Raw genomic sequence first — 20,289 nt, forward strand, 5'->3', positions numbered from 1 at the left:
TTTCCGGAAAACAATCGGCGGATCGGTCACGGCGCCCCTGGGACAGTGACGCCGATCAGGTCATCGCGCGAAACCAGGGCGGCAAGTTCATCGGTTGTCAGGTGAGAGGTGCCCGGCGGCCGCAGCGGCAGCACCATGTAGCGCATGTCGGCCGTGCTATCCATGACACGGATTTCGGTATTCTCGGGAAGTTCCGTACCGAACTTGCGCAGGATCGCCCTGGGCTCGATGACCATGCGCGACCGATAGGCGAAGCTTTTATACCACTCCGGCGGCAACCCGAGGACCGCCTTGGGATAGCACGAGCAGAGCGTGCAAACGATGACGTGATGCCGGTCCGGCGTGTTCTCGACGACGACGAATTCAGGCCCCTGGGAAATGCGGATGCCCAGTTCGTCGAACACGGCCTGCTTGGCGTCGGTCAGCAGCAGGTCGCGGAACCGATCATCCGTCCAGGCCCGCGCCGCCAGGCGCGCGCCGAGCATCGGTTGGCGCGTATCGATCTCCCGGCGGACGGCGTCGAGGCGCCCGGCATCGATCAGATCCTTGCGGATCAGCAGATTGACGACCGCCTGCATAAGCAGGGCGGACCGGCCCTCCTGCATGATCCGCGCGGTCAATCCGTCCTGCACCGCGTTCATGTCATTTCCTCCAGCCATTGATCGAATAGATCGGCGACGATCATCGTGTTGCCCGACGGCTCCGAAAGGGCAGGCCCCCAGACCTCGTCATACTCAAACTGGACTTGGTACAAGCGACAGGCCTCGGGACGTTCCGCGCCGACGGCCAGGGCCGTCGGATCGAGGAAGACGCCGAAATACCGGACCACCCGTCCCCGCTTGCCGCGCAGGTAATACGGCGTGCGCACATGCCCTTTGTCCGGAAAGCGCGCGGCAACGCGCACGGCCGCGCCAATATCCAACGGCTTTCCAGGCGGTGCGGCGGTCCCGTCAGCGCGCGCCATCGCCGATCCCGTCCGCTTCCAGCCGCGCAATCTCGCGCGAAATCTCGTCCTCGTCCAACATCCCCTTTTCGATAAGGATGTTGGTTACGCCGAACAGCCAGCGTTCATAATAGGTTGCGTCGAAGTAAATCTCCGGCGGCAGTTCCTCGATGCCCCGCCGCCGCTCGTCGGGACGGACAAGGCCGGTTTCCTTGAGGGCGAGCAGATTGACCAGGGCGTCGACATCCTTGTCGAAATCCGACGGCGCATGTTCGGAGACGAAGAACTCGCCATGATCCTGGCCACCCAGGTCGTGCATGGCCCGGTGGTGGGAATGATCATGCTCCACGGCGCGTCTCCTTCATCTATACGGCTTCTTTCATGGTCGCCGTCTTGAGGACCGGAAGAATTTCATCGACGTGACCGAATGCGGTGACGACGCCGTTCTTCATCACGACCACGTTGTTGGCCAGGCGCTCCACCTCCTGGGTCGAGTGCGTGACGTAGACGATCGGCGTGTAGAATTCGTCCCGGATGCGCTTGATGAAGGGGATGATCTCCTCCTTGCGCAATTCGTCGAGGGCCGAGAGCGGCTCATCCATCAACAGAAGGTCCGGATTGGTCAACAGCGCCCGGCCGATCGCCACGCGCTGTTTTTCGCCGCCGGACAGGTGGTGGGGCCGGCGCTTGAGGAGATGCCCCACGCCGAGAAGCTCGACCACCTCGTCAAAGACGATCTGGCCGCCCTCGCGGTACCCGTAGCGCAGGTTGCCCGTCACGGTCAGGTGGGGAAACAGGCGGCTTTCCTGGAAGATGTAGCCCATCCGCCGCTCATAGGGCGGCACGGAGATTCTTTTTTCGGAATCGAACAGGACGCGGTCATGGATCTTGATGAAGCCCTTGTCGGGCCGCATCATTCCGGACAACAGATTGATGACGCTTGTTTTTCCGGAGCCGGAGGGACCGAAGAACACGGTCACCCCGCTGTTGGGAAGCTCGACGTCGACCTTGAGATGAATGCCGCCGAGAACCTTGTCGAGGATGATGGAAATCATGTCGTGTCCGCTACCCGTTGAGGATTTTGGCAAGCCGCTTGTTGAGGAATTCCGCGCCGACCAGCGCCACCATGGCCAGGACCAGGGAAATCGCGACCAGCCGCCCGGCCATGGCGTCGCCGTCCGGTTGCTGGACCAGGTTGTAGATGGCGATGGGGATGGTCCGGGTTTCACCTGGGATGTTGGAGACGAAGGTGACGGTCGCCCCGAATTCACCCAGACAGCGGGCGTAGGCCAGGATGCAGCCGGCGAGGACACCGGGCAGAATCAACGGCAGGGTGATCGTGAAGAACACGCGAAACGGCCGGGCCCCCAGGGTATAGGCGGCGGCCTCCAGCTTGCGGTCCATGGCTTCGTAGCTGAGCCGGATGGTCCGCACCATCAACGGAAAGGACACCACCGCCGCCGCCAACGCCGCGCCGCGCCAGGAGAACACGAAGGTGATCCCGAACCATTCCTTGAGCGGGGCGCCCAGGAAACCGTTGGAGCCGAAGGACACAAGCAGAAGATAGCCCATGACCACCGGCGGCAGGACCAACGGCAGGTGGATGATGCCGTTCAGAACGTTCTTGCCGATGAATTCCTTGCGCGCCAGTAGCCAGGACACGGGAAGGGCCAGCGGCAGGCAGACGAGAACCGCCCATAACGAGACCTTCAAGCTCAGATAGATGGCTTCGCTTTCAACGTCTGTCAGTTCCATACCGCAGGCCCTTTCCCGTTTCTTTGGTCATCGTTCATGGCCGCCATTGGACGGGGCCCGTGCCTATTCCATGATCGGCTTGAAGCCGTACTTCGAAAAGGCGGCCTTGGCCGGCGCGGTCTTGAGGAACGCATAGAACTTCGCAACGTCCGGGTTGCTTGAGGTTTTGACCTGAGCAATCGGATAGGTGATCGGACCATGGGATTCCTGGGGGAAATCGCCGACGATCTCGACCTTGTCGCTGACCAGGCCCGAGGTCTTGAAAACGATCCCCGCGCCGACTTCGCCGCGTTCGACCATGGTCAGGCCCGCGCGCACGCTGGGCGCCATGGCCAGGGTCGGCTCGACCTCTTCCCAGATGCCCAGGTACTTGGCGGCGTCCTTGAAGTAGAGCCCGACCGCCGTGTGGTCCGTGTCGCCCACGGCCATGCGCTTGCCCTTCAGCGCGTCCTTCAGCTTCATGCCTTTCTCGATCTTGATCATCGGGAAATCCGAGCCCTTGGGTTTGACCAGGGACAGCGAATTGGCGACCACGGGGACGCGGGTCTCGCTTTTGATGAATCCGGCCTTCTCGAGCCTGTCCATCCACTTGTTGTCGGCCGAAAGAAAGATATCCGCCGGCGCGCCGTTCTCGATCTGCTTGGCCAGGGTCGAGGTGGCGCCGAACGATACCCGGATCTCGCCGCCGCTTTTCTTGTAGGCGGCGATGATTTCCTTCATGGCGTTGGTCGTGCTGACGGCGGAAAAAATCGTGAGAACGTCGGCCCGGGCCGCGCCGACCGTGCCCGCGACGATGGCCAGAGCCAGGATTCCCTTGTTCAGGGTGGTGATAAAGCTGCGCATTGGTGCCTCCACATCTTCGAAAAAGGTTGCCTTTGATGCTTCCTTGAAGATGCCGGCGGACTTTTTTGCCGCGATTGTGCATCGGGCGGTCCGCTCTGCGCGCTGACATCGTCGCATGGGATAGAAGCGGCTGAATGGCATGCCGTAACGCAAATATTTGCGTCTTCCCGGGCGAACACCGTCATATCTGCCCAAAAATTCACCACAGCCAATATGTTGCGCATAATTCAGTCAGTATGATAGCGTTTTTGCAGTGCAGCAAGAATTACCCCGTAGTCAGGCCCGCCCCTTTTCATGACCCCCGACGAAACGCCGCCGACATACGATCTTGCCGACCGCGCCCCGGAAGCGTCGTTGAGCGCCGTCCTGCGCCTGACCGAGGACGGCCTGCCCGTCGACAGCGGCCCGAACATTCTCGAACTGCTGACGCCGGCGGAACTGGACCGCCTGGTCGGCGCCGGCCGCGAGACCGCATACAAGGCGGGCGACTATTTTTTTCAGCAGGGCGACGCCCACGACGGCATCCATTTCATCCGCGCCGGGCGGGTGCGCTCCTATTACACCTCGCCCAGCGGCCGCGAGATCACCCTGGCCTACTGGCCCAAGGGCCATTTCGTCGGCGCCCCCCAGATACTGGGCGGCGGCGAACACATGTGGTCGTCGGTCGCGGTCGAGGCATCGGTCGGCCTGTGGCTGCCGGGCATGGTGCTGCGCGGCCTGATCCGCGACACCCCCAACCTGGCGATCGCCCTGATCGAAGGCCTGACCTACAAAAGCATGTGCTACACGGCCCTGTTGCAGATCATGGGCACGCAGTCGAAGACCAGCCGCCTCGGTCACCTGCTGTTGACCCTGGCCGCCCCCGCGGTGGACGGCGGCAACGGCGCCCACCTGCATCAGCATTTCACGCAGGAGGAACTGGCCAACCTGATCGGCTCGACCCGGCAGTCGATTTCGACCTCCCTCGACAAGTTCGAGAAGAAACGCCTGATCGACCGCCGCGGCGACGCCATCCGCATCATCGACGTCCAGGGCCTGCGCGCCCTCTGCGACTGACGCCAAGCTCCCTCTCTTCCCTCCACCGCAAATATTTGCTCGCCGACCTGCGCGGCGATCGGCCATGAGTCGGATCAGACGCCGGTGCCTGATCTTCGCCGCCGGCATGACGGATCGCCCATGTTCGAGACAGCCCGTTCGAGACAGCCATGACCCCACTGACCATCACCCTAGAGTTCACGGCCCTCCGGGCGGCCTACGCCGCGGGCGACGTCACGCCCGTCGACGTCGCGGCCCATGTCCTCGGCACGATTGAGGCACGCGGCGATGACGGCGTGTGGATTTACAAGGTGCCCGGCGAAACCGTCCTGGCCCGCGCCAGCGCGCTGGCCGCCCTGCCGCCGGCCGACCGGGCGGCCCTGCCGCTTTACGGCATCCCGTTCAGCGTCAAGGACTGCATCGACATCGCCGGCCTGCCGACGACCTCGGCCTGCCCGGCCTATGCCTATACGGCAGAGCGCACCAATCTGGCCGTGCAGCGCGCGCTGGACGCCGGCGCCGTCCTGATCGGCAAGACCAACATGGACCAGTTCGCGACCGGCGTGGTCGGCGTGCGCACGCCCTACGGCGTCGCCCGCAATCCGTTCGACGCCGACTACATCCCGGGCGGCTCCAGCTCCGGCGCCGCCGTCTCCGTGTCGTCCGGGCTGTGCGGCTTCGCCTTCGGCTCCGACACCGGCGGCTCGGGCCGCGTGCCCGCCAGCTACAACAACGTGGTCGGGCTCAAGCCGACATTGGGCCTGTTTCCGCGCACCGCCATGGTCAACGCCAGCCCGTCGTTCGACACGGTCTCGGTCTATGCCCTGACGGCGGCCGACGCGCTCCGCGTGCTGGAAACCTGCCAGGCCGTCGACCCGGACGACGTCTACGGCCGCGCGGCCCCTGCCCAGCCCCCCGTGCAGGACGCGGGCGTGCCGCTCCGCATCGCGGTGCCGGGCAAGGCCAGCCGCACCTTCTTCGGCAATGCCGAGGCCGAAGCCCTGTTCGACCGGGGCCTGGCCGAACTCACCGCCATGGGCCACGCCCTGACCGAGATCGATTTCGACGTGTTCTTCGAGACCAGCCGCATGATGTTCGAAGGCCCCTGGATCGCCGAACGGGACGCCATGGTCGGCGACTTCATCCGCGCCAATCCGGACGCCGCCGACCCCGTCGTCCGCCAGGTCATCACCGCGGCCGGGCGCTATACGGCGGCCGAGGCGTTCCAGGCCATGTACCGCCTGCACCGCAACGCCCGCGAAATCCGCCGCACCTTCGACGACGCCGACCTGATCGCCGTGCCCACGGTCGGCACCGTCTACACGGTGGCCCAGGTCATGGCCGACCCGATCCCGACCAACGCCAGCAACGGCTATTACCTGAACTTTGCCTCCATGGCCGACCTCGCCGCCATCGCCGTGCCCAACGGCTTCCTGCCGTCGGGCCTGCCCATGGGCATGACCTTCGTCGGCCCCGCGTTCAGCGACCCGTTCCTCGCGGCCTTCGCCGACGGCTTCCACCGGCGGCGAGTCGACACCCTGGGCGCCACGGGGCAGGCCTTTCCCGGAGCGTGACGGAGGGTTAATCCCTGATCGGGCTTGAGGCACTGACGACACCCGTCAGAAGTGGTTTGTTTACGCCGCCGGCGACGGCTGATTACTTCAGCGGCCAGCCACCATGATCGTCAATAACGGCGTCAATATCCGCCATCAACTTAATTGTGCGAGCCAATGCAGAAACGATACTTTGGTAATGCTGCTGATCATCAAATGACAATTCACGCCCCATGCGATCCTTCAGCCATTTATGACAGACTTGGTATCCGCCAACATGGAAATCCCAAACAGCCTGTGGAATACCTTCAAAATACTGGGCCTTGTTGATCCAAACCCGTGCCGGTTGCCTGCCCTTAGCCGTAGTAAACTGAACCTGATCTACCACATGATCGCCTTCAGCAGGATATGATGTAACCGACTTAATTTTGTTCCCCATCAAATGGAGATCGATCAGTTCTTCTCCGAAATTACAAAGCGCGCGGAATAACTTGACGTCACGGGTCAACGGCAAGCGAGGAAAATCAATCTCCAGAAAATCAGCATATCGCCGTCTGTATTCAGGACTGTGAAGAACCGCGTACACGTATGCGGCGACATTTTCAGGTCCAAAAGTTTTTTTCAGATCAGTACGACCATCGACGATCCAATCAAGACCTGTTTTGCTAATAATTTTCGAAATAAACCGCACAGTGAAATTAGGTTTTCTTCCGCCAGGACTATCTGAATCACCATCCGGAAGATCAAAAAGATCCTCCTTTTCGTCCTTCGGATAGAGATACGTAGGGAAATATTGGATGCCACCACGCCGAAAAAGATTGGTATTCGCAACATGCTGGCCAACGGTGACAAGATTCCATGTGTCATCCCCAACGGCCAGCCCTTGCCGGCCCACCGCAATACAATAATTTTCATGCAAAGCATGACGGCCGGTTTCAAATCGAGGCCAATCCATCATTACTGAATCGTAATATGTGTAGCGTTGATCAAGTGGCTGGTATAGGCAAGGAACTATACGATCTTGGATACTTTTCTTATTTCTTAATTTTTGCAATGCATCAGAAAAATTCCAATCCCTAGTATCTGGGAGTTTGTATATTTCCCTCAAATCTCTCAAAGAAACGTTGGCAGTCCGAAGAGAATTTATACGGTCATGAATTTCCTGCTCCGTGAAAGCGACAGCAAAATGATCTCGGTGCGTCTTGAAGCCGTTCGTGCTGACCTCGTAAATGTCTAAAACACTATCAAGCCCCATGTATTCTGGATAAAGCGTACCATCCATTGGTTTAAAAAGGTACCATTCACTCTCAGGATTTACTTTATTCCATTTTGTATTTGATACATTGTGTTTGTATAGCCAATCGTACTTACCTCCCATGGGGATTTGCTTTTCACCGATCCAAGAGACACCATCGCGTGACCCCCAAAGCTCGGCATGCTTTACAGAAGTAGTTTTGTCAGATTTTCCGTTCTTCTTTTTTACAAATATTCCAATGCTGACACCTTGCTGGATATCAAACACATTTTTATCTGCCGAGCCGTCGGGCGCTTTCTCTTTTTTCTTTGTATTTCCGTGCAGGTCGAGGACGTAAATGTCGTCAAACGTGGACATCAAGCTCTGACGCATACCTCGGAATGTTGGATTGTCGAGGTAACCGTGATTCGTGATGAACGCCAGTATACCGTGGCCGGTTTGTTCGATGCGCCATTGAGAAAATCGAATGAATTTCACATAGTCGTCGTTTAGGTATTTCGGGTTCCGCTCCCTAAGTTTTTGCCCGTCAACCTCAAAGTAATTTTCGGTCTTTGATCCCGTGATGATGTCCTCGCCACGCACCAATTTGTGAATCCACGGCCCATTATTGGCCGAATGACCGGAATAAGGTGGATTACCCAATACCACCATCACGGGGTGGTCCTGCTTGGCTTCGCCAGCTTCAAACGCCTCCCGAGCAATTTCCCCAGCAAACAACGGCAAACCTGTCATTTCGTGCGCTTCCTGCAACGAATTGGTCAGATAAACCCGCAAACGCTCATTAGCTTTGAAGTCATACCCCATGTCTGCCAACTGTAGGCCGAGCTTCATGTGGCATACGGCATAGGGCGCCATCAGCAGTTCAAACCCAAAAATGCGCGGGAGTAGATGTTGAGAGACGTAACTGCTCCAACTTCCGGTTTGCCCGGTCGACTCAATATGCGCACGTATCATTCGGATGACTTCATGCAGGAAGGTGCCGGTACCAGTGGCCGGGTCCAAGATCGTGACCTTGTGCGCCTCTTTCTTTCCGCCGGTCAGCGTTTTTGGGACTTTGACCTTGCTGTAGTCAGCTAAACCATCGGCGATTTTGAAGTCGCGCTTCAAAATCTCATCAACGCTTTTCACGATATAGCTGACGACAGGCTCCGGCGTGTAATAGACGCCGCGCCTTTCTCGCATTGCCGGATCGTATTCCGCCAGGAAGGTTTCGTAAAAATGGACCACGGGATCTTCGCGCCGTGTCCGGCGCCCGAAATCCTTCAAAATACTTTTGATATCGGTTCGTTCCAGGAGCTCGACCAAATCATCGACAATCCAGGTGACACGCTCGTCGAGGCCCGGTCCGGCGATATGATCAAAAATCTTGCGCAGAAAAGGATTGGTCTTGGGCAGTTCATGCGCCGCCTTGTAGCGGGAAAAAGGCTCTTTTCCTTTATGGTTACACCGCGCGGCAAAAAGCCCATAACAGATCGTCTGCGCATACATATCGGCGAAGTCGTCTTCGCTCAAATCGTCAATTAGTACTGCGCGAAAACCTTTCAACTGGTTGTGTAATTCACCGCCTTTATCCTCAGCCTTGAACGCCAAGCGAATGCTGTCGCGCATCAGGCGGGCCAGTCCTCCCATTCGTTCGGCAAGGTTCGAAGCCGATGAAATCGTTTTGATTTTTGTCTTGAGGAATTCAGAGATAAGGTTGTGAACTTCATCGCCCCCGTCGCCGCTATTTCTGTCAAGGGTTGCCGTCATTCGGTGTTCGCCGAAAACGTACCAGCGGAATTCCAGGTAGTCCGTGAGGATTAGGTTGGGCAGACCTTCTAAGTAACGCTTTAACTGATCCGTTTTTTCGACAACGTCCAAATCCTTGCCCACATCCTTAGCCTCGATATGGCCAAGTGGGATGGAATTCGCCGTGACTACATAATCCGGGGCGCCACAAGCCTCCTGCTTGGGCTCATTGGTGGCAACCACCGTCATCTTGTTCGAAGATGCAACTGCTTCAATCAGAGTTTTTAAGGCGGGGCGGTGTGTGTGTTCCGTTGCCGTGCCAGCCTTCAAGGCACTGTTGATTGCGGAAAGGTAAGCCGAGATTGCCTTGTCGCCCGCCATGTGCGCTCCCCACATCAACATGCATTATCACGATTTCTTTGTAGACGAATCAAATCAGTCCCGGAACTTCTATAATTCCAAAACGTGTGAAACTAAAAGCCCAACACGCGCGATGGCCAACCCGGCCATCCCCATCGCGCTTGAGAATTCCGCTGCCATGCCGCCCCGTTATGTCCACTTGTAAATAACGGACCTTTCCGCAAAACTGCGGCCCCATGACCGAATACATGACCACCAAGGAACTGGCGGACTTTCTGCGCATCAAGCAGCGTAAGGTCTATGACCTGGCCGCCACGGGGCGGATTCCGTGTTCCCGCGCCATGGGCAAGCTGTTGTTTCCCCGCGCCGAGATCGAGGCCTGGGTCGCCCGCGGCATGGCCGGCGACGGGGCGGCGGCCGCCATGGAGACCGCATCCACGAAACCGGCCAGGGTGCTTCCGGGCGTGTTCCTGGGCTCCCACGATCCGCTGCTGGATTGGGCGCTGCGCCAGTCGCGCTGCGGGCTCGCGACCTTTTTCGACGGCTCCGCCGACGGGCTGGCGCGGTTCGCCGATTGCGAAGGCATCGCCGCCGGCCTGCACATGTTCGATCCCGAGGCCGGAAACAGCGGCGACGACGCGGCCTGGAACATCGGCTGGGTCCGCCGTTACGCGGCGGCGGCGCCCTGCGTGCTGGTCGAATTCGCCTGGCGCGAGCGGGGATTGATCGTCGATCCCATATCCGCCGATCAGTTCAAAACCATCGCCGACCTGCGCGGCCGCCTGATCGTGCCGCGCCAGGCCGAGGCCGGCACCCAGGCGCTTTTGGAACATCTTCTGGCCGAGGCCGGGATCGGCCCCGAGGACTGCGTGATGACCGAGCCCGCGCGCACGGAAACGGACGCGGCCCAGGTCGTCGCCGACCACATGGGCGAGGTCACGCTGGGCCTGCGCGCCACGGCCGCGCCGCTGAAGCTGGAATTCGTGCCGCTGCTGCGCGAACGCTTCGACCTGCTGGTCGACCGCAAGGCCTGGTTCGAGCCGCCGATGCAGGCGTTCCTGGATTTCTGCCGCTCCGAAGCCTTCCGCTTCAAGGCCTTGACCATGGGCGGCTACGACATCACCGGCCTGGGCAAGGTGCATTTCGTGGGGGCGTGAGCGGCCCACCGAATAAGAAAAAGGGCGGACCCGAAGGCCCGCCCTTTCCCGATCGCATGAACGTCCCTGCCGTTACGACGACTTGCCGTTCGGGAAGAACAGCTGCAAGCCGTTCAGCTTGTAGGACGCGATGGTGTCCTGGCCGTCCTTGGACAAAATCCAGTCGATGAAGACCTGGCCTTCGGCCTGCTTCACCTTGGGGCACTTCTTCGGGTTGACCAGGATGATGCCGTACTGGTTGAACAGCTGCTTGTCGCCCTCGACCTGGATCTTGTAGTCGCCCTTGTTCTTGAAGCTGATCCAGGTGGCGCGGTCGGTCAGGGCATAGGCGCCCATGCCGACGGCGGCGTTGAGGGTGGCGCCCATGCCGCTGCCGGTTTCCCGGTACCAGCCGCCCGACGCCTTCTTGATGTCGACGGCGGCGGCCTTCCACAGGCGGACTTCCTTCTTATGCGTGCCGGAATTGTCGCCGCGCGAGGCAAAGGTCGCCTTGGCGTCGGCGATCATCTTGAACGCCTTGGGCGCGTCCTTCATGCCGCCGACCTTGGCCGGGTCCTTGGGCGGGCCGACGACGATGAAGTCGTTGTACATGACGTCGGAACGCGTCACGCCGTAGCCTTCCTTGACGAACTTTTCCTCCGCCGGCTTGGCGTGGACCAGCAGCACGTCGCCGTCGCAGTTCTGGGCGTTCTTGATCGCCTGGCCGGTGCCGACGGCGACCACGTTGACCTTGATGCCCGTCTTCTTTTCGAAGATCGGCAGCATGTAGCCGTACAGGCCCGAATTCTGGGTCGAGGTCGTCGACTGCACGATGATCGACTTGCCGTCGGCCTGGGCCGGGGCGGCGGCGACCGCCGCCACGGCAAGGGCGAGGGCCGCCGCGCCGAAAGTGATCCGTTTAACTGTTTTCATGGATATCTCCCTGATTGCTGGTTCCGTTTGATGGTTGCTGGGTTGATCGGTCTCGTTGGGCGGCCGGATCACAGGATGATCTTGCCCGCCATGTAGTCGCCGGCCTCGGCCGAGGACGGTTGATTGAAAAACGCCGCCGCCGGGCTGTGCTCCAGCACCTTGCCCCGGTGCATGAACACCACGTCGTCGGCCAGGCGGCGGGCCTGGCCCATGTCGTGGGTGATGAAGACGATCTTGGTGCCGCGGTCGCGGGCCGCCTTGGTGATGTCCTCGATCACCAGGGTCGAGGCCGGGTCCAGGTTCGACGTCGGCTCGTCCATGAACAGCACGTCCGGCTCCGTGGCCAGGGCCCGGGCGAGGGCCAGGCGCTGCTGTTCGCCGCCGGACAACAGCCGCGCCGGCTGGTCGGCCTGGGCCGCGAGGCCCGCGTGTTCCAGGATTTCCCGCCGCCGGGCCGGGTCGGCACGGCCGCGCAGGCGCAGCACGAAATCGATGTTGGCGGCGACGGAGCGGCGCAGCATCACCGCGCGCTGGAACACCATGGCCTGACGGCGGCGGACGGCCTCGTCGAGCGGATGGCCGCCCCAGGTGACGCCGCCGCCCGAGGGCTCCAGCAGCCCGTGCATGAGCCGCAGCAGCAGGCTTTTCCCGGCCCCGTTGGGGCCCATGATGACGGTCACGCCATGGGCGTCCAGGGTCAGGTCGATACCCTTGATCAGCACCGCGCCGCCGGCCTGATAGGTCAGGTCCTCGATGGCGACGGGAAACAGGTCGGCCCCGGTGCCGCCGTCCCGTGGATTGCGGAGATCGATAACGTTCGCGGGGCGCAACTCACGCATAGGCCTGCCTTTTCGCCGTGGCGTTCAAGCCCATGACGCCCGCGTTGATGGCGAGTGCGATGGTCAGCAGCACGACGCCGAGGCCGAGCGCCAGGGGCAGGTCGCCCTTTGACGTCTCCAGCGCGATGGTCGTCGTCATGACGCGGGTCAGATGGTTGATGTTGCCGCCGACGATGATGACCGCGCCGACCTCGGCCATGGCGCGGCCGAGCCCGGCCAGCATGACCGTGAGCAGGGAATAGCGCGCGTCCCACAGCAACTCCGTCATCATGCGGCCCGTGGGCACGCAGAACGAGCGGAACTGGTCGGCGTATTCATTGTGCAGGTCCTCGATCACCTGGCGCGACAGGGCGGCGATGATCGGCAGGATCAGGACCGCCTGGGCGATGATCATCGCCGTGGGGGTATAGAGCAGCCCCATGAAACCGAGCGGCCCGGCGTTGGACAGCAGCATGTAGATGATCAGGCCGACCACCACCGGCGGCAGGCCCATCATGGAATTGACGACGACCAGCGCCACGCCGCGGCCGGGGAACCGCGTCACGGCCAGCAAGGCCCCGATGCTGAGGCCGATCACCCCCGCCGCCAGCAGGGCCGTCAGGCTGACCCGCAGCGACAGCCCGATGACTTCCATCAGGTCCGCGTCGAAGCTGAACAGCAATGAGAAGGCCGTGAGGAAGGCCTGGCCGAAATCCTGCATCGTCTGGCTGTCCGCCCGCTCCCATTCCCAGGACGCGGAGGACGTGTTCCTCCGCGATTCCGTAAATTATGCATAATTATTCGTATTTGTCGTAATTTTGCACAAATTCCGGGGAGGTGCAAGCATCCCCGGCGGCCCGGAAAGGCCGTGGGCGGGGCCGGTTCAGCCGTTGTCTCAAGAAGGGGTTGGCGGCGCTTAGCCGCCCTCGGCCCAGCGCCGCATCAGGCTGTTGAACACCCGTTGCGCGGTCAGGGCGGCCGGGCTGTTGGCCGCTGTCTGGTGCAGGTGATGGGCGACGCCGTTGGCTTCGGCCAGAATCTCGCGCCGCTCGGCGGAGGCGACCCGGCTTTGGATCCAGGTCACGGCGACCCGCCGCTCGCCCCTTGTCACGACCTCGACCCGGTGATGCCAGCCGGTCGGATAGACCACGGCGGCGCCCCGAGGCAGCTTGACCTTGACCTCGCCGCCGGGGGCCAGGATGACCAGCTCGCCGCCGTCGTAATCCTCGGGCGCATTCAGGAACAGCGTGCAGGATACGTCGGCGCGGATCGATTCCGGGTTGCCGATGAAGGGGTTGTCCGTGTGCAGGCCATACCCCGCGCCCACGCCGTAACGGGCGTAAAGCGGGCGCATGACCCGGTGCGGGAAGGTCCCGTTGCGGATCGGCGCAGACTGCCCGACCGCGCCCATGACCAGGCGGTCGGCCGGCGCCAGGGCATCGCCGGCGGCGGCGCGGTCGGCCTGGCGGTTTCGCTTCACGGCCTTGATGTCGCCGCGCATTCCGTCCGCCCCGTCGATCCAGGGGACATCGTCGAGAATGGCGTCGATTTCGCCGAGCCCGCCGTCATCGAGCAGTTTTTCCACGTGGATGATCATCGTCTCGCCAACTCCCCTGCCCCCGCGCACCCCACGCCCACGGCAACGGACCGATGATAGCACGCGGGACAGCCGCAGTCGGCGGAAACCGCCCGCAGAGCAGCCCCCAGCCTTCCTTAATTTTACATGATTCACTTAAACACATAATTTTATACACACTCATTAACGCTATTTTTATAATGAAATCAGCATTTAAGTTGCCGCGTAAAAAGAAAAGTGTAATATTAACAATACGCAATCCGGCACCCGCCGGTCGCCTGTCGAAGATCGGCCCGCCGGCCTTCACGCAAGGCGTTGATTTACGGATTTCATAATGGGAGAGCAGTCATGGGCAAAATCAATAAAGCGTTCCTGATCCTGCCGGTTGTCTTCGCGATTCTGATCGCGGTCGGCATTCTGACCAGCTAGGTCTTAATCGTCCCAAAGACTGGTGATCGAGCGCGGGTCTTACGGACCCGCGCTTTTTTTGTCCGCGTCCCTGCCCCTTGGGACGTCCGTCAGTCGGAAAGCGACGCGGCCTGCTTGCGGGCCGCCTTAAGGGCCGATTTATCCGGCGCCGGCGCCCCGCGCTCGACGGCATGGATGAGGGTCGGGTGGGCCCGCTGAGCGCAATCTGTCCGTTCGCACAGCCGGCAAGTCACGCCGACGGGCAGGAAGGTCTCCGACCGCGTCAGGTCCAGGCCGCCCGAATAGACCAGCTCGCCCGCGTCCTCCAGCCGGCAGCCCAGCGCCAGCGCATAGCTGCCGTCGGGCGCATTGTACCCGGACCCGGGCCGGCGCTGACCGAAGGCGACGGAAAGATAGGCGCTGCCGTCGGCCAATTGCAGAACCTGAGCATCGACGGTGCCCGGCCGCCCACTGGCCGCATGCACGTTCCAGCGCGGGCAGATTCCCGCGAACCGGGGAATCGGCAGGCCCGAACCGGGCACCCGCCGGAACACGTTGCCCGCACTGTCGATGCGCAGGAAGTGGAAGCGCACGCCTTCCTCGCCCGGGCGACGCAGGGTCGCGAGACGCCGGCAGGCCTGTTCCAGGCTGACGCCGAAGGCCTGACTCAGGCGCTCCACGTCGTAGCGATAGGCGCGCGCGCGGTCGAGAAAGGCGCCATAGGGCATCAGCACCGCGGCGGCGAAATACCCCGCCAGATAGTCGCGGCATAAATCCTCGGACGCGGGGGACAATCCCGCTTCCTCGACCCAGGCGTCGATCAGGTCGGCGGCCGCGCGGCGGCCCGTCTCGCGGGCCAGATGGAAGCGCAGACTGGGCAGGGCCAAATCGTCGCGCACGACCAACCGCCCGCCGCCGCCCCCCGCCCCGGACTCCAGGCGCACCGCCGGGACCACGGCGCCCCCCCGGCCCGCATCCCCGATGCCCGTGGTTTCGACCTCGATCCCGAAACGGTCCCGCAACACCTCGGACAGGCGCGAAAACAACCCCACGGTCTCCATCCCGATTTCGGCGCGCAGCGCCTCCGCCCGGCGGTCCAGATCGTCGAAGAAATTGTCGTTACGTTCGGTGAAGTCGCCGACCTCTTCCGTCGGCGTGCGGCTTTCAAGAAGGTTGTCGAGGTTCTCGCCGGTAATGAAGCGGAGCAATTCGTCGACCTGCAAAGTGAGTTTTTCCGTGCCGTCGACGACGATGCCGAGGAACTGTTGACGCTCGGCCGCGGCCAGATCGATGTTGTCGAGCAGGATTTCCGAGAAGCTGCGGACCGAGGTCAGCAGGGTCCGCACGGAATGGCTGGAGGCCACCAGATAGGGGCTGGAGGCCAGCTTGTCCGTCAGCGCCTCCACATCCTCGCGGCTGTTGCGGTAGGATCGATAGAGCCGCAGGAACGAACGGCAGATGTCGGGTACGGAGGTCACGAACTCGTCCAGCTCCGCCGCCGAGGGACGGGTGCCGCCGAACATGGGATCGGACAGGGCCTCTTCCAGGTCGCTTTTGATGCGCACCTCGTCGCCCGCGGAAAAGTCCCGCAGATCGACGCCGAGGGCTTCCGAAAGCTTGAGCAGCAGCGACACGGTCAAGGGCCGGTCGTTGTGCTCGATCATGTTCAGGTAACTGGGCGAGATGCCGAGAATTTCGGCGAGCTTAACCTGCGTCAGTCCACGGTCCTTGCGGAGCCGCCGAAGGCGCGCGCCCAACATTGGCGATCGCGGCATAATATTCCCCCTCGTGGAAATCCACGAAATAGTTGCCCTGTCCCGGGTCTAACGTTCCGCCCGGGTGTAGGTTTGGGGCATATTAACCGATGTTCACCTGTCTGTCTTCGGGATTTCAGCCGCCAAAATCAAGTAATAATAAGAAGAACTGCGATATTTTGGTGAATTGTTCACGCACCCTGAACGGCGCGTTCCACAAGGGGGAAGAGACCCGCCGGTCCCGTTAGGCCGGCGGATTCGGCGGATGTCCGAGCGCGTCGCTCAGTCCGGCCATGACCTTGTCCAACGCGCCGGCGAGATCGGTCAGCAGCGGCCCGATGTCCGGGCCTTCGGGGGCGGCCTTCAAGGCCGCTTCGAGGGCTTTCGCCGCCTCGAACACCTCCGTCGCACGGATGTTGCCGCTGACGCCCTTCAACGCATGGGCGTCGCCGATGGCGCGTTGAAAATTGCCCGCCGCCACGTCGGCCCCGATCTCCGCCGCCTTGCCCCCATAGGCGTCGAGAAACTTGCCCAGCAGCTTGTGGATCATGTCGTCGTTGCCGCGAACCATCTCACGGAACGCGCCCATATCGATCCCCGGCAGGGTATCGGGCAGGCGACGGGACGGCGCAGGCGCGGCAAGCCGACTGTCTTCGTTATCCGGTGGTGGCGTTTCTGTCATCGATGCCCTCGATAAATCATGGCGGCATGGACGCCGCTCAGCATGCCGCGTCCACGGCCGATGCCGGCAGCGTGAAACGGAATACGGAGCCCCGCCCCGGCGCCGGCTCGACCCATATCTTGCCGCCGAAACGCTCGACAATCTCGCGGCAAATGGCGAGTCCCAATCCCGTGCCCTTGGGCTTGTTGGTCAGGGTTTCGCCCGATCCGCCCTGCTGGAAACGTTCGAAAATGCGGTCCCGTTCGCCGGGCGCCACGCCGGGACCGTTGTCGATCACGTCGACGGTGGCGTGGCCGGCGTCCGCCGTGGCGGTAATGCGGATATGCCCCTCGTTCGGATCGCAGAATTTCACGGCATTGGAAATCAGGTTGACCAGAACCTGGATCAGCCGGTCACGGTCGGCATGAACCCGGGGCAGACCACCGGGAAGGTCCAGGTCCAGGCGCACGCCCTCGGCCTGGACCAGAGGCGACGCCGCGGCCGCGGCCGCCTCGATGGTCGCCGCCAGGTCGAGCGGCGCCATCCGCCATTCCAAATTCCCCGCCTCCATCTTCGAAAGATCGAGAAGCTGGTCGATCAGGCGCGTCAGGCGCTGGGTTTCGGCGACGACGACGCTGTAGAAACGGTCGCGCTCCGCCCCGCGCAGAGCCGGGTTGTCGGACAGGATTTCTCCCGCCGCGCGAATCGATGTCAACGGCGTGCGGAACTCATGGCCCACGGTGGTGATGAAGTTGTCCTTCATGCGGTCCAGTTCCTTAAGCCGCTCGTTGGCCGCCCGCAGCTCGGCCGTGGTTTCCTCAAGCGCCTTGGATTTTTCCTCGAGCTCGTGGGAGTACTCGATGACCTGCGACGTTTCGTCGAGAATGCGCATCAGGTCCTCGGTGCTGACGACCTCACCCTTGGTCACGCTGGCCACCACGGCCTGGGCCGAGGCCGCGCCGATGACCCCCGCCAACTGCCGTTCGGCGAAAGACACCAGCGCCGGCGCCGCCTCCGCCCGGGGATCGAGGTTAAGGCCCTGGCGTTCGGCGAAGCCGGCGAGCGCCGCCCCCGCCCGATCGTTACCCAGAAAGCGCCGCAGCACGGCCTTCAGTTCGCCGACCGGGGCGGAACCACGCCACACGGTGACCGGCTTCGCCCCCGGGCTGTCCAACTTCTGCACGAACTCGCCGGCCTGCAACTGCTCCAAATCGCTGGCCCGGCTGAGCAGCGACACCCAGACGAAGCCGCCGATATTGACCAGCATCGACCAGAACAGGGAATGGGACAGATGGTCGATCCCGTCGAGCCCGAACAGGGCATAGGGCTTCAGGAACTCGATGCCGTAGGGGCCCAATTCGATCAGGCTCATGTCGACCCAGCCCGACCGCGCGAAGGACGGCAACACCAGGGTGTAGAACCACATGGCGGTGCCCAACAATAGGCCGGTCATGGCGCCGGCCCGCGTGCCGCCCTTCCAGAATATCCCGCCCAGCAGCGACGGCGCGAACTGCGCCGCCGCGGCGAAGGACACCAGGCCGATGGTGACCAGGGCGTAGGATTCCCCGATCAGCCGCATGTAGGTATAGGCGAGCAGCAGCACGAACAGGATCGCGCTGCGCCGGACGAACAAAAGGAAGGCCGACAGGTCGCCCGTGAACCGGGCCTGGAACCACCGCATGCGCAGCAGCACCGGCACCACAAGATCGTTGCACACCATGGTCGACAGCGCGATGGTCGCGACGATCAGCATGCCCGTGGCCGCCGACAGACCGCCGATATAGGCGAACAGAGCCATGCCCTCGTTCTGATTGGCCATGGCCACGGTCAAGACGAAGGTATCCGCGTCGACGCCGCCGTCGGGAAACTGCAACAGGCCGCCGATGGCGATGGGCAGCACGAACACGTTGATCAGGATCAGATAGAGCGGGAACAGCCAGGCCGCCTTGCGCACATGGTCCGGGTTGACGTTCTCGACCACGCCGACTTGGAATTGGCGCGGCAGGCAGACGATGGCGAACATGGACAGCACCAGCAGGGTCGACCATTGCGCATAGCCCCCGGCCCCGACCTGGTGGAACAGTTGGGAGATCTCGGGCACCGCGTTGCCTTTGGCGAACAGGTCGCCGAACCCGTCGAACACGCCGTAGGTGACGTAAAACCCGACGGCAAGGAACGCCAGCAGCTTGATGATCGATTCGAAGGCGACGGCGATCACCATGCCTTCGTGATGTTCCGAGGCGTCGATGTGGCGGGTGCCGAACAGGATCGCGAACAGGGCCATGATCAGGGCCACGAAAAAGGCCGTGTCCTGGAACAGCGGCACGCGGCCCAGATGGCGCGGCATGACGATTTCCGGATACTGAATCAGCACGGTGAAACTGGTCGACACGGCCTTAAGCTGTAGCGCGATGTAGGGCAGGATGCCGAACACCACGATCACCGTGACGAGGCCGCCGAGATAGATGCTTTTGCCGTATCGCGAGGCGATGAAATCGGCGATCGAGGTGATGCGGTTTTCCGCCGAGATGCGGACCATCTTTTCCAGCACGAAGGGCCACAGCACCAGCACCAGGGTCGGCCCCAGATAGATCGGCAGGAAATCCAGGCCCGAGGTCGCGGCCCGGCCGACACTGCCGTAGAAGGTCCAGCTCGTGCAATAGACCGCCATGGACAGCGCGTAGATATAGGGATTGTTGAGGATCGAGCGCCCGGCATCCGCCCGCTTGTCGCCCCAGAAGGCGATGGCGAACAGCAGGCCGAGATAGGCCACCGACGCGATGAAGATGACCCAGCCTTCGAGCACCTCAGTCGTCCCGTGGGGCCGAGCGGTCGACGCGTTCGGCAATCAGGTAGATCGCGGCGACGACGCCGATCCAAACGGCGAACAGAACCACAAAAATCCGCGGCAGCCCGAACAGGTCGGCCGCCCCTTCGCCGAGGGTCACCAGCGGCGGCAGAAACAGCAGCGTGGCGACCAAAAACAGCGACACGGAAAAAGCGCCGACCCGGCTTGTTCCCCGCTCCGGGGCACCCGCCCGGCGTGGCTCGGGATCGCGTGCCGGGCCGCCCGCCATCAGTCCACGGCCAACCCAACGGCGGCCTTGACCCTGGTGACCAGGTCGCGGGTGGAAAACGGTTTGGTGATGAAGTCGTCTGCCCCGGCGGACAGGCCCTTTTCGCGGTCCGCCTCGCGCCCCTTGGCCGTCAGCATGATGATGTGAACGTCGGACCAGGCGCTGTTGCCGCGTATTTCCTCGCACACGGAAAAGCCGTCCCGCTCCGGCAGCATGACGTCCAACAGCACGACGTCCGGTTTGGCCGCGCGCATTTCGCCGAGCGCCGCATTCCCGTCGCCGACGACGCGCGTCGCGAACCCCGACTTTTCGAGCAGGAATTTCAGCGACAGGACAATGTTGTCGTCGTCTTCGACCACCAGAACGGAGTGATCCATGAACGTCTCCCATTATTTTCGGCGCGTGATCCGCGCACGCGTGCCGTCACCGGCTTTTGCCCGATTATACTCCGTAG

At 62.2% G+C, this 20,289-nt stretch carries 19 protein-coding genes; 3 read left to right on the forward strand and 16 right to left on the reverse strand.

All coding sequences use genetic code 11. From position 1 onward, the window contains the following. Positions 1-26: 26 nt before the first annotated feature. From RJ527_03050 to modA, 6 genes are all read right to left on the reverse strand, one after another. The gene (locus RJ527_03050) at positions 27-641 is read right to left on the reverse strand and encodes a nitrile hydratase subunit alpha (protein WND76727.1); all 615 of its coding nucleotides are present in this window, start codon (positions 639-641) and stop codon (positions 27-29) included. After that, positions 638-964, reverse strand: a complete 327-nt coding sequence (locus RJ527_03055) for a nitrile hydratase subunit beta (protein WND76728.1) — start codon at positions 962-964, stop codon at positions 638-640. Before RJ527_03055 ends, RJ527_03050 begins: the two co-directional genes overlap by 4 nt. After that, positions 951-1,292, reverse strand: coding sequence for a nitrile hydratase subunit beta (locus RJ527_03060; protein WND76729.1), 342 nt, complete (start codon positions 1,290-1,292; stop codon positions 951-953). The genes RJ527_03055 and RJ527_03060 overlap by 14 nt, the downstream gene beginning before the upstream one ends. A gap of 16 nt (positions 1,293-1,308) precedes the next feature. Further along, positions 1,309-1,998, reverse strand: coding sequence for a molybdenum ABC transporter ATP-binding protein (modC, locus tag RJ527_03065; GenBank protein WND76730.1), 690 nt, complete (start codon positions 1,996-1,998; stop codon positions 1,309-1,311). Positions 1,999-2,008: 10 nt separating this feature from the next. Beyond that, a complete protein-coding gene (modB, locus tag RJ527_03070) occupies positions 2,009-2,698 on the reverse strand; it encodes a molybdate ABC transporter permease subunit (protein WND76731.1) in 690 nt (229 codons plus the stop codon). A gap of 63 nt (positions 2,699-2,761) precedes the next feature. Further along, complete coding sequence (modA, locus tag RJ527_03075) at positions 2,762-3,541, reverse strand: molybdate ABC transporter substrate-binding protein (protein WND76732.1); 780 nt, start codon at positions 3,539-3,541, stop codon at positions 2,762-2,764. Between the two features lie 294 nt (positions 3,542-3,835). Here modA and RJ527_03080 point away from each other — a divergent pair, with 294 nt between their 5' ends. Both RJ527_03080 and RJ527_03085 read left to right on the forward strand, forming a co-directional pair. Then, positions 3,836-4,597, forward strand: a complete 762-nt coding sequence (locus tag RJ527_03080) for a Crp/Fnr family transcriptional regulator (protein ID WND76733.1) — start codon at positions 3,836-3,838, stop codon at positions 4,595-4,597. Between the two features lie 149 nt (positions 4,598-4,746). Then, positions 4,747-6,150 carry an allophanate hydrolase gene (locus tag RJ527_03085; protein WND76734.1) on the forward strand — a complete coding sequence of 468 codons (1,404 nt, stop codon included), beginning with the start codon at positions 4,747-4,749 and terminating at the stop codon, positions 6,148-6,150. Between the two features lie 82 nt (positions 6,151-6,232). Here the strand turns inward: RJ527_03085 and RJ527_03090 are convergent, their stop codons facing one another. Next, positions 6,233-9,493 carry a type ISP restriction/modification enzyme gene (locus RJ527_03090; protein ID WND76735.1) on the reverse strand — a complete coding sequence of 1,087 codons (3,261 nt, stop codon included), beginning with the start codon at positions 9,491-9,493 and terminating at the stop codon, positions 6,233-6,235. Positions 9,494-9,708: 215 nt separating this feature from the next. Here RJ527_03090 and RJ527_03095 point away from each other — a divergent pair, with 215 nt between their 5' ends. Then, the gene (locus tag RJ527_03095; GenBank protein WND76736.1) at positions 9,709-10,629 is read left to right on the forward strand and encodes a helix-turn-helix transcriptional regulator; all 921 of its coding nucleotides are present in this window, start codon (positions 9,709-9,711) and stop codon (positions 10,627-10,629) included. A gap of 72 nt (positions 10,630-10,701) precedes the next feature. Here the strand turns inward: RJ527_03095 and RJ527_03100 are convergent, their stop codons facing one another. The 9 genes from RJ527_03100 to RJ527_03140 all read right to left on the reverse strand — a co-directional run bounded on the left by RJ527_03100 (position 10,702) and on the right by RJ527_03140 (position 20,212). Further along, positions 10,702-11,541 (reverse strand): substrate-binding domain-containing protein, encoded by an 840-nt coding sequence (locus RJ527_03100; GenBank protein WND76737.1) that lies wholly within the window; start codon positions 11,539-11,541, stop codon positions 10,702-10,704. Between the two features lie 68 nt (positions 11,542-11,609). Continuing rightward, positions 11,610-12,380: an ATP-binding cassette domain-containing protein gene (locus RJ527_03105; protein ID WND76738.1), complete on the reverse strand. Its 771-nt coding sequence runs from the start codon at positions 12,378-12,380 to the stop codon at positions 11,610-11,612. Continuing rightward, positions 12,373-13,080: an ABC transporter permease gene (locus RJ527_03110; protein ID WND76739.1), complete on the reverse strand. Its 708-nt coding sequence runs from the start codon at positions 13,078-13,080 to the stop codon at positions 12,373-12,375. The genes RJ527_03105 and RJ527_03110 overlap by 8 nt, the downstream gene beginning before the upstream one ends. Positions 13,081-13,275: 195 nt before the next feature. Beyond that, positions 13,276-13,956 (reverse strand): Fe2+-dependent dioxygenase, encoded by a 681-nt coding sequence (locus RJ527_03115; protein ID WND76740.1) that lies wholly within the window; start codon positions 13,954-13,956, stop codon positions 13,276-13,278. 497 nt (positions 13,957-14,453) lie between these two features. Continuing rightward, the gene (locus tag RJ527_03120; protein ID WND76741.1) at positions 14,454-16,118 is read right to left on the reverse strand and encodes a short-chain fatty acyl-CoA regulator family protein; all 1,665 of its coding nucleotides are present in this window, start codon (positions 16,116-16,118) and stop codon (positions 14,454-14,456) included. 223 nt (positions 16,119-16,341) lie between these two features. Then, complete coding sequence (locus tag RJ527_03125; protein WND76742.1) at positions 16,342-16,779, reverse strand: Hpt domain-containing protein; 438 nt, start codon at positions 16,777-16,779, stop codon at positions 16,342-16,344. A 37-nt stretch (positions 16,780-16,816) separates the two neighbouring features. Continuing rightward, positions 16,817-19,564, reverse strand: coding sequence for a sensor histidine kinase (locus tag RJ527_03130; GenBank protein WND76743.1), 2,748 nt, complete (start codon positions 19,562-19,564; stop codon positions 16,817-16,819). A 1-nt stretch (position 19,565) separates the two neighbouring features. Continuing rightward, entirely contained in the window at positions 19,566-19,751 is a 186-nt protein-coding gene (locus tag RJ527_03135) for a hypothetical protein (protein WND76744.1), read from the reverse strand. Between the two features lie 83 nt (positions 19,752-19,834). Next, the gene (locus tag RJ527_03140; GenBank protein ID WND76745.1) at positions 19,835-20,212 is read right to left on the reverse strand and encodes a response regulator; all 378 of its coding nucleotides are present in this window, start codon (positions 20,210-20,212) and stop codon (positions 19,835-19,837) included. Positions 20,213-20,289 lie beyond the last annotated feature (77 nt).

It is taken from the genome of Thalassospiraceae bacterium LMO-SO8 (assembly GCA_031655335.1).
Taxonomy (GTDB): domain Bacteria; phylum Pseudomonadota; class Alphaproteobacteria; order Rhodospirillales; family Casp-alpha2; genus UBA1479.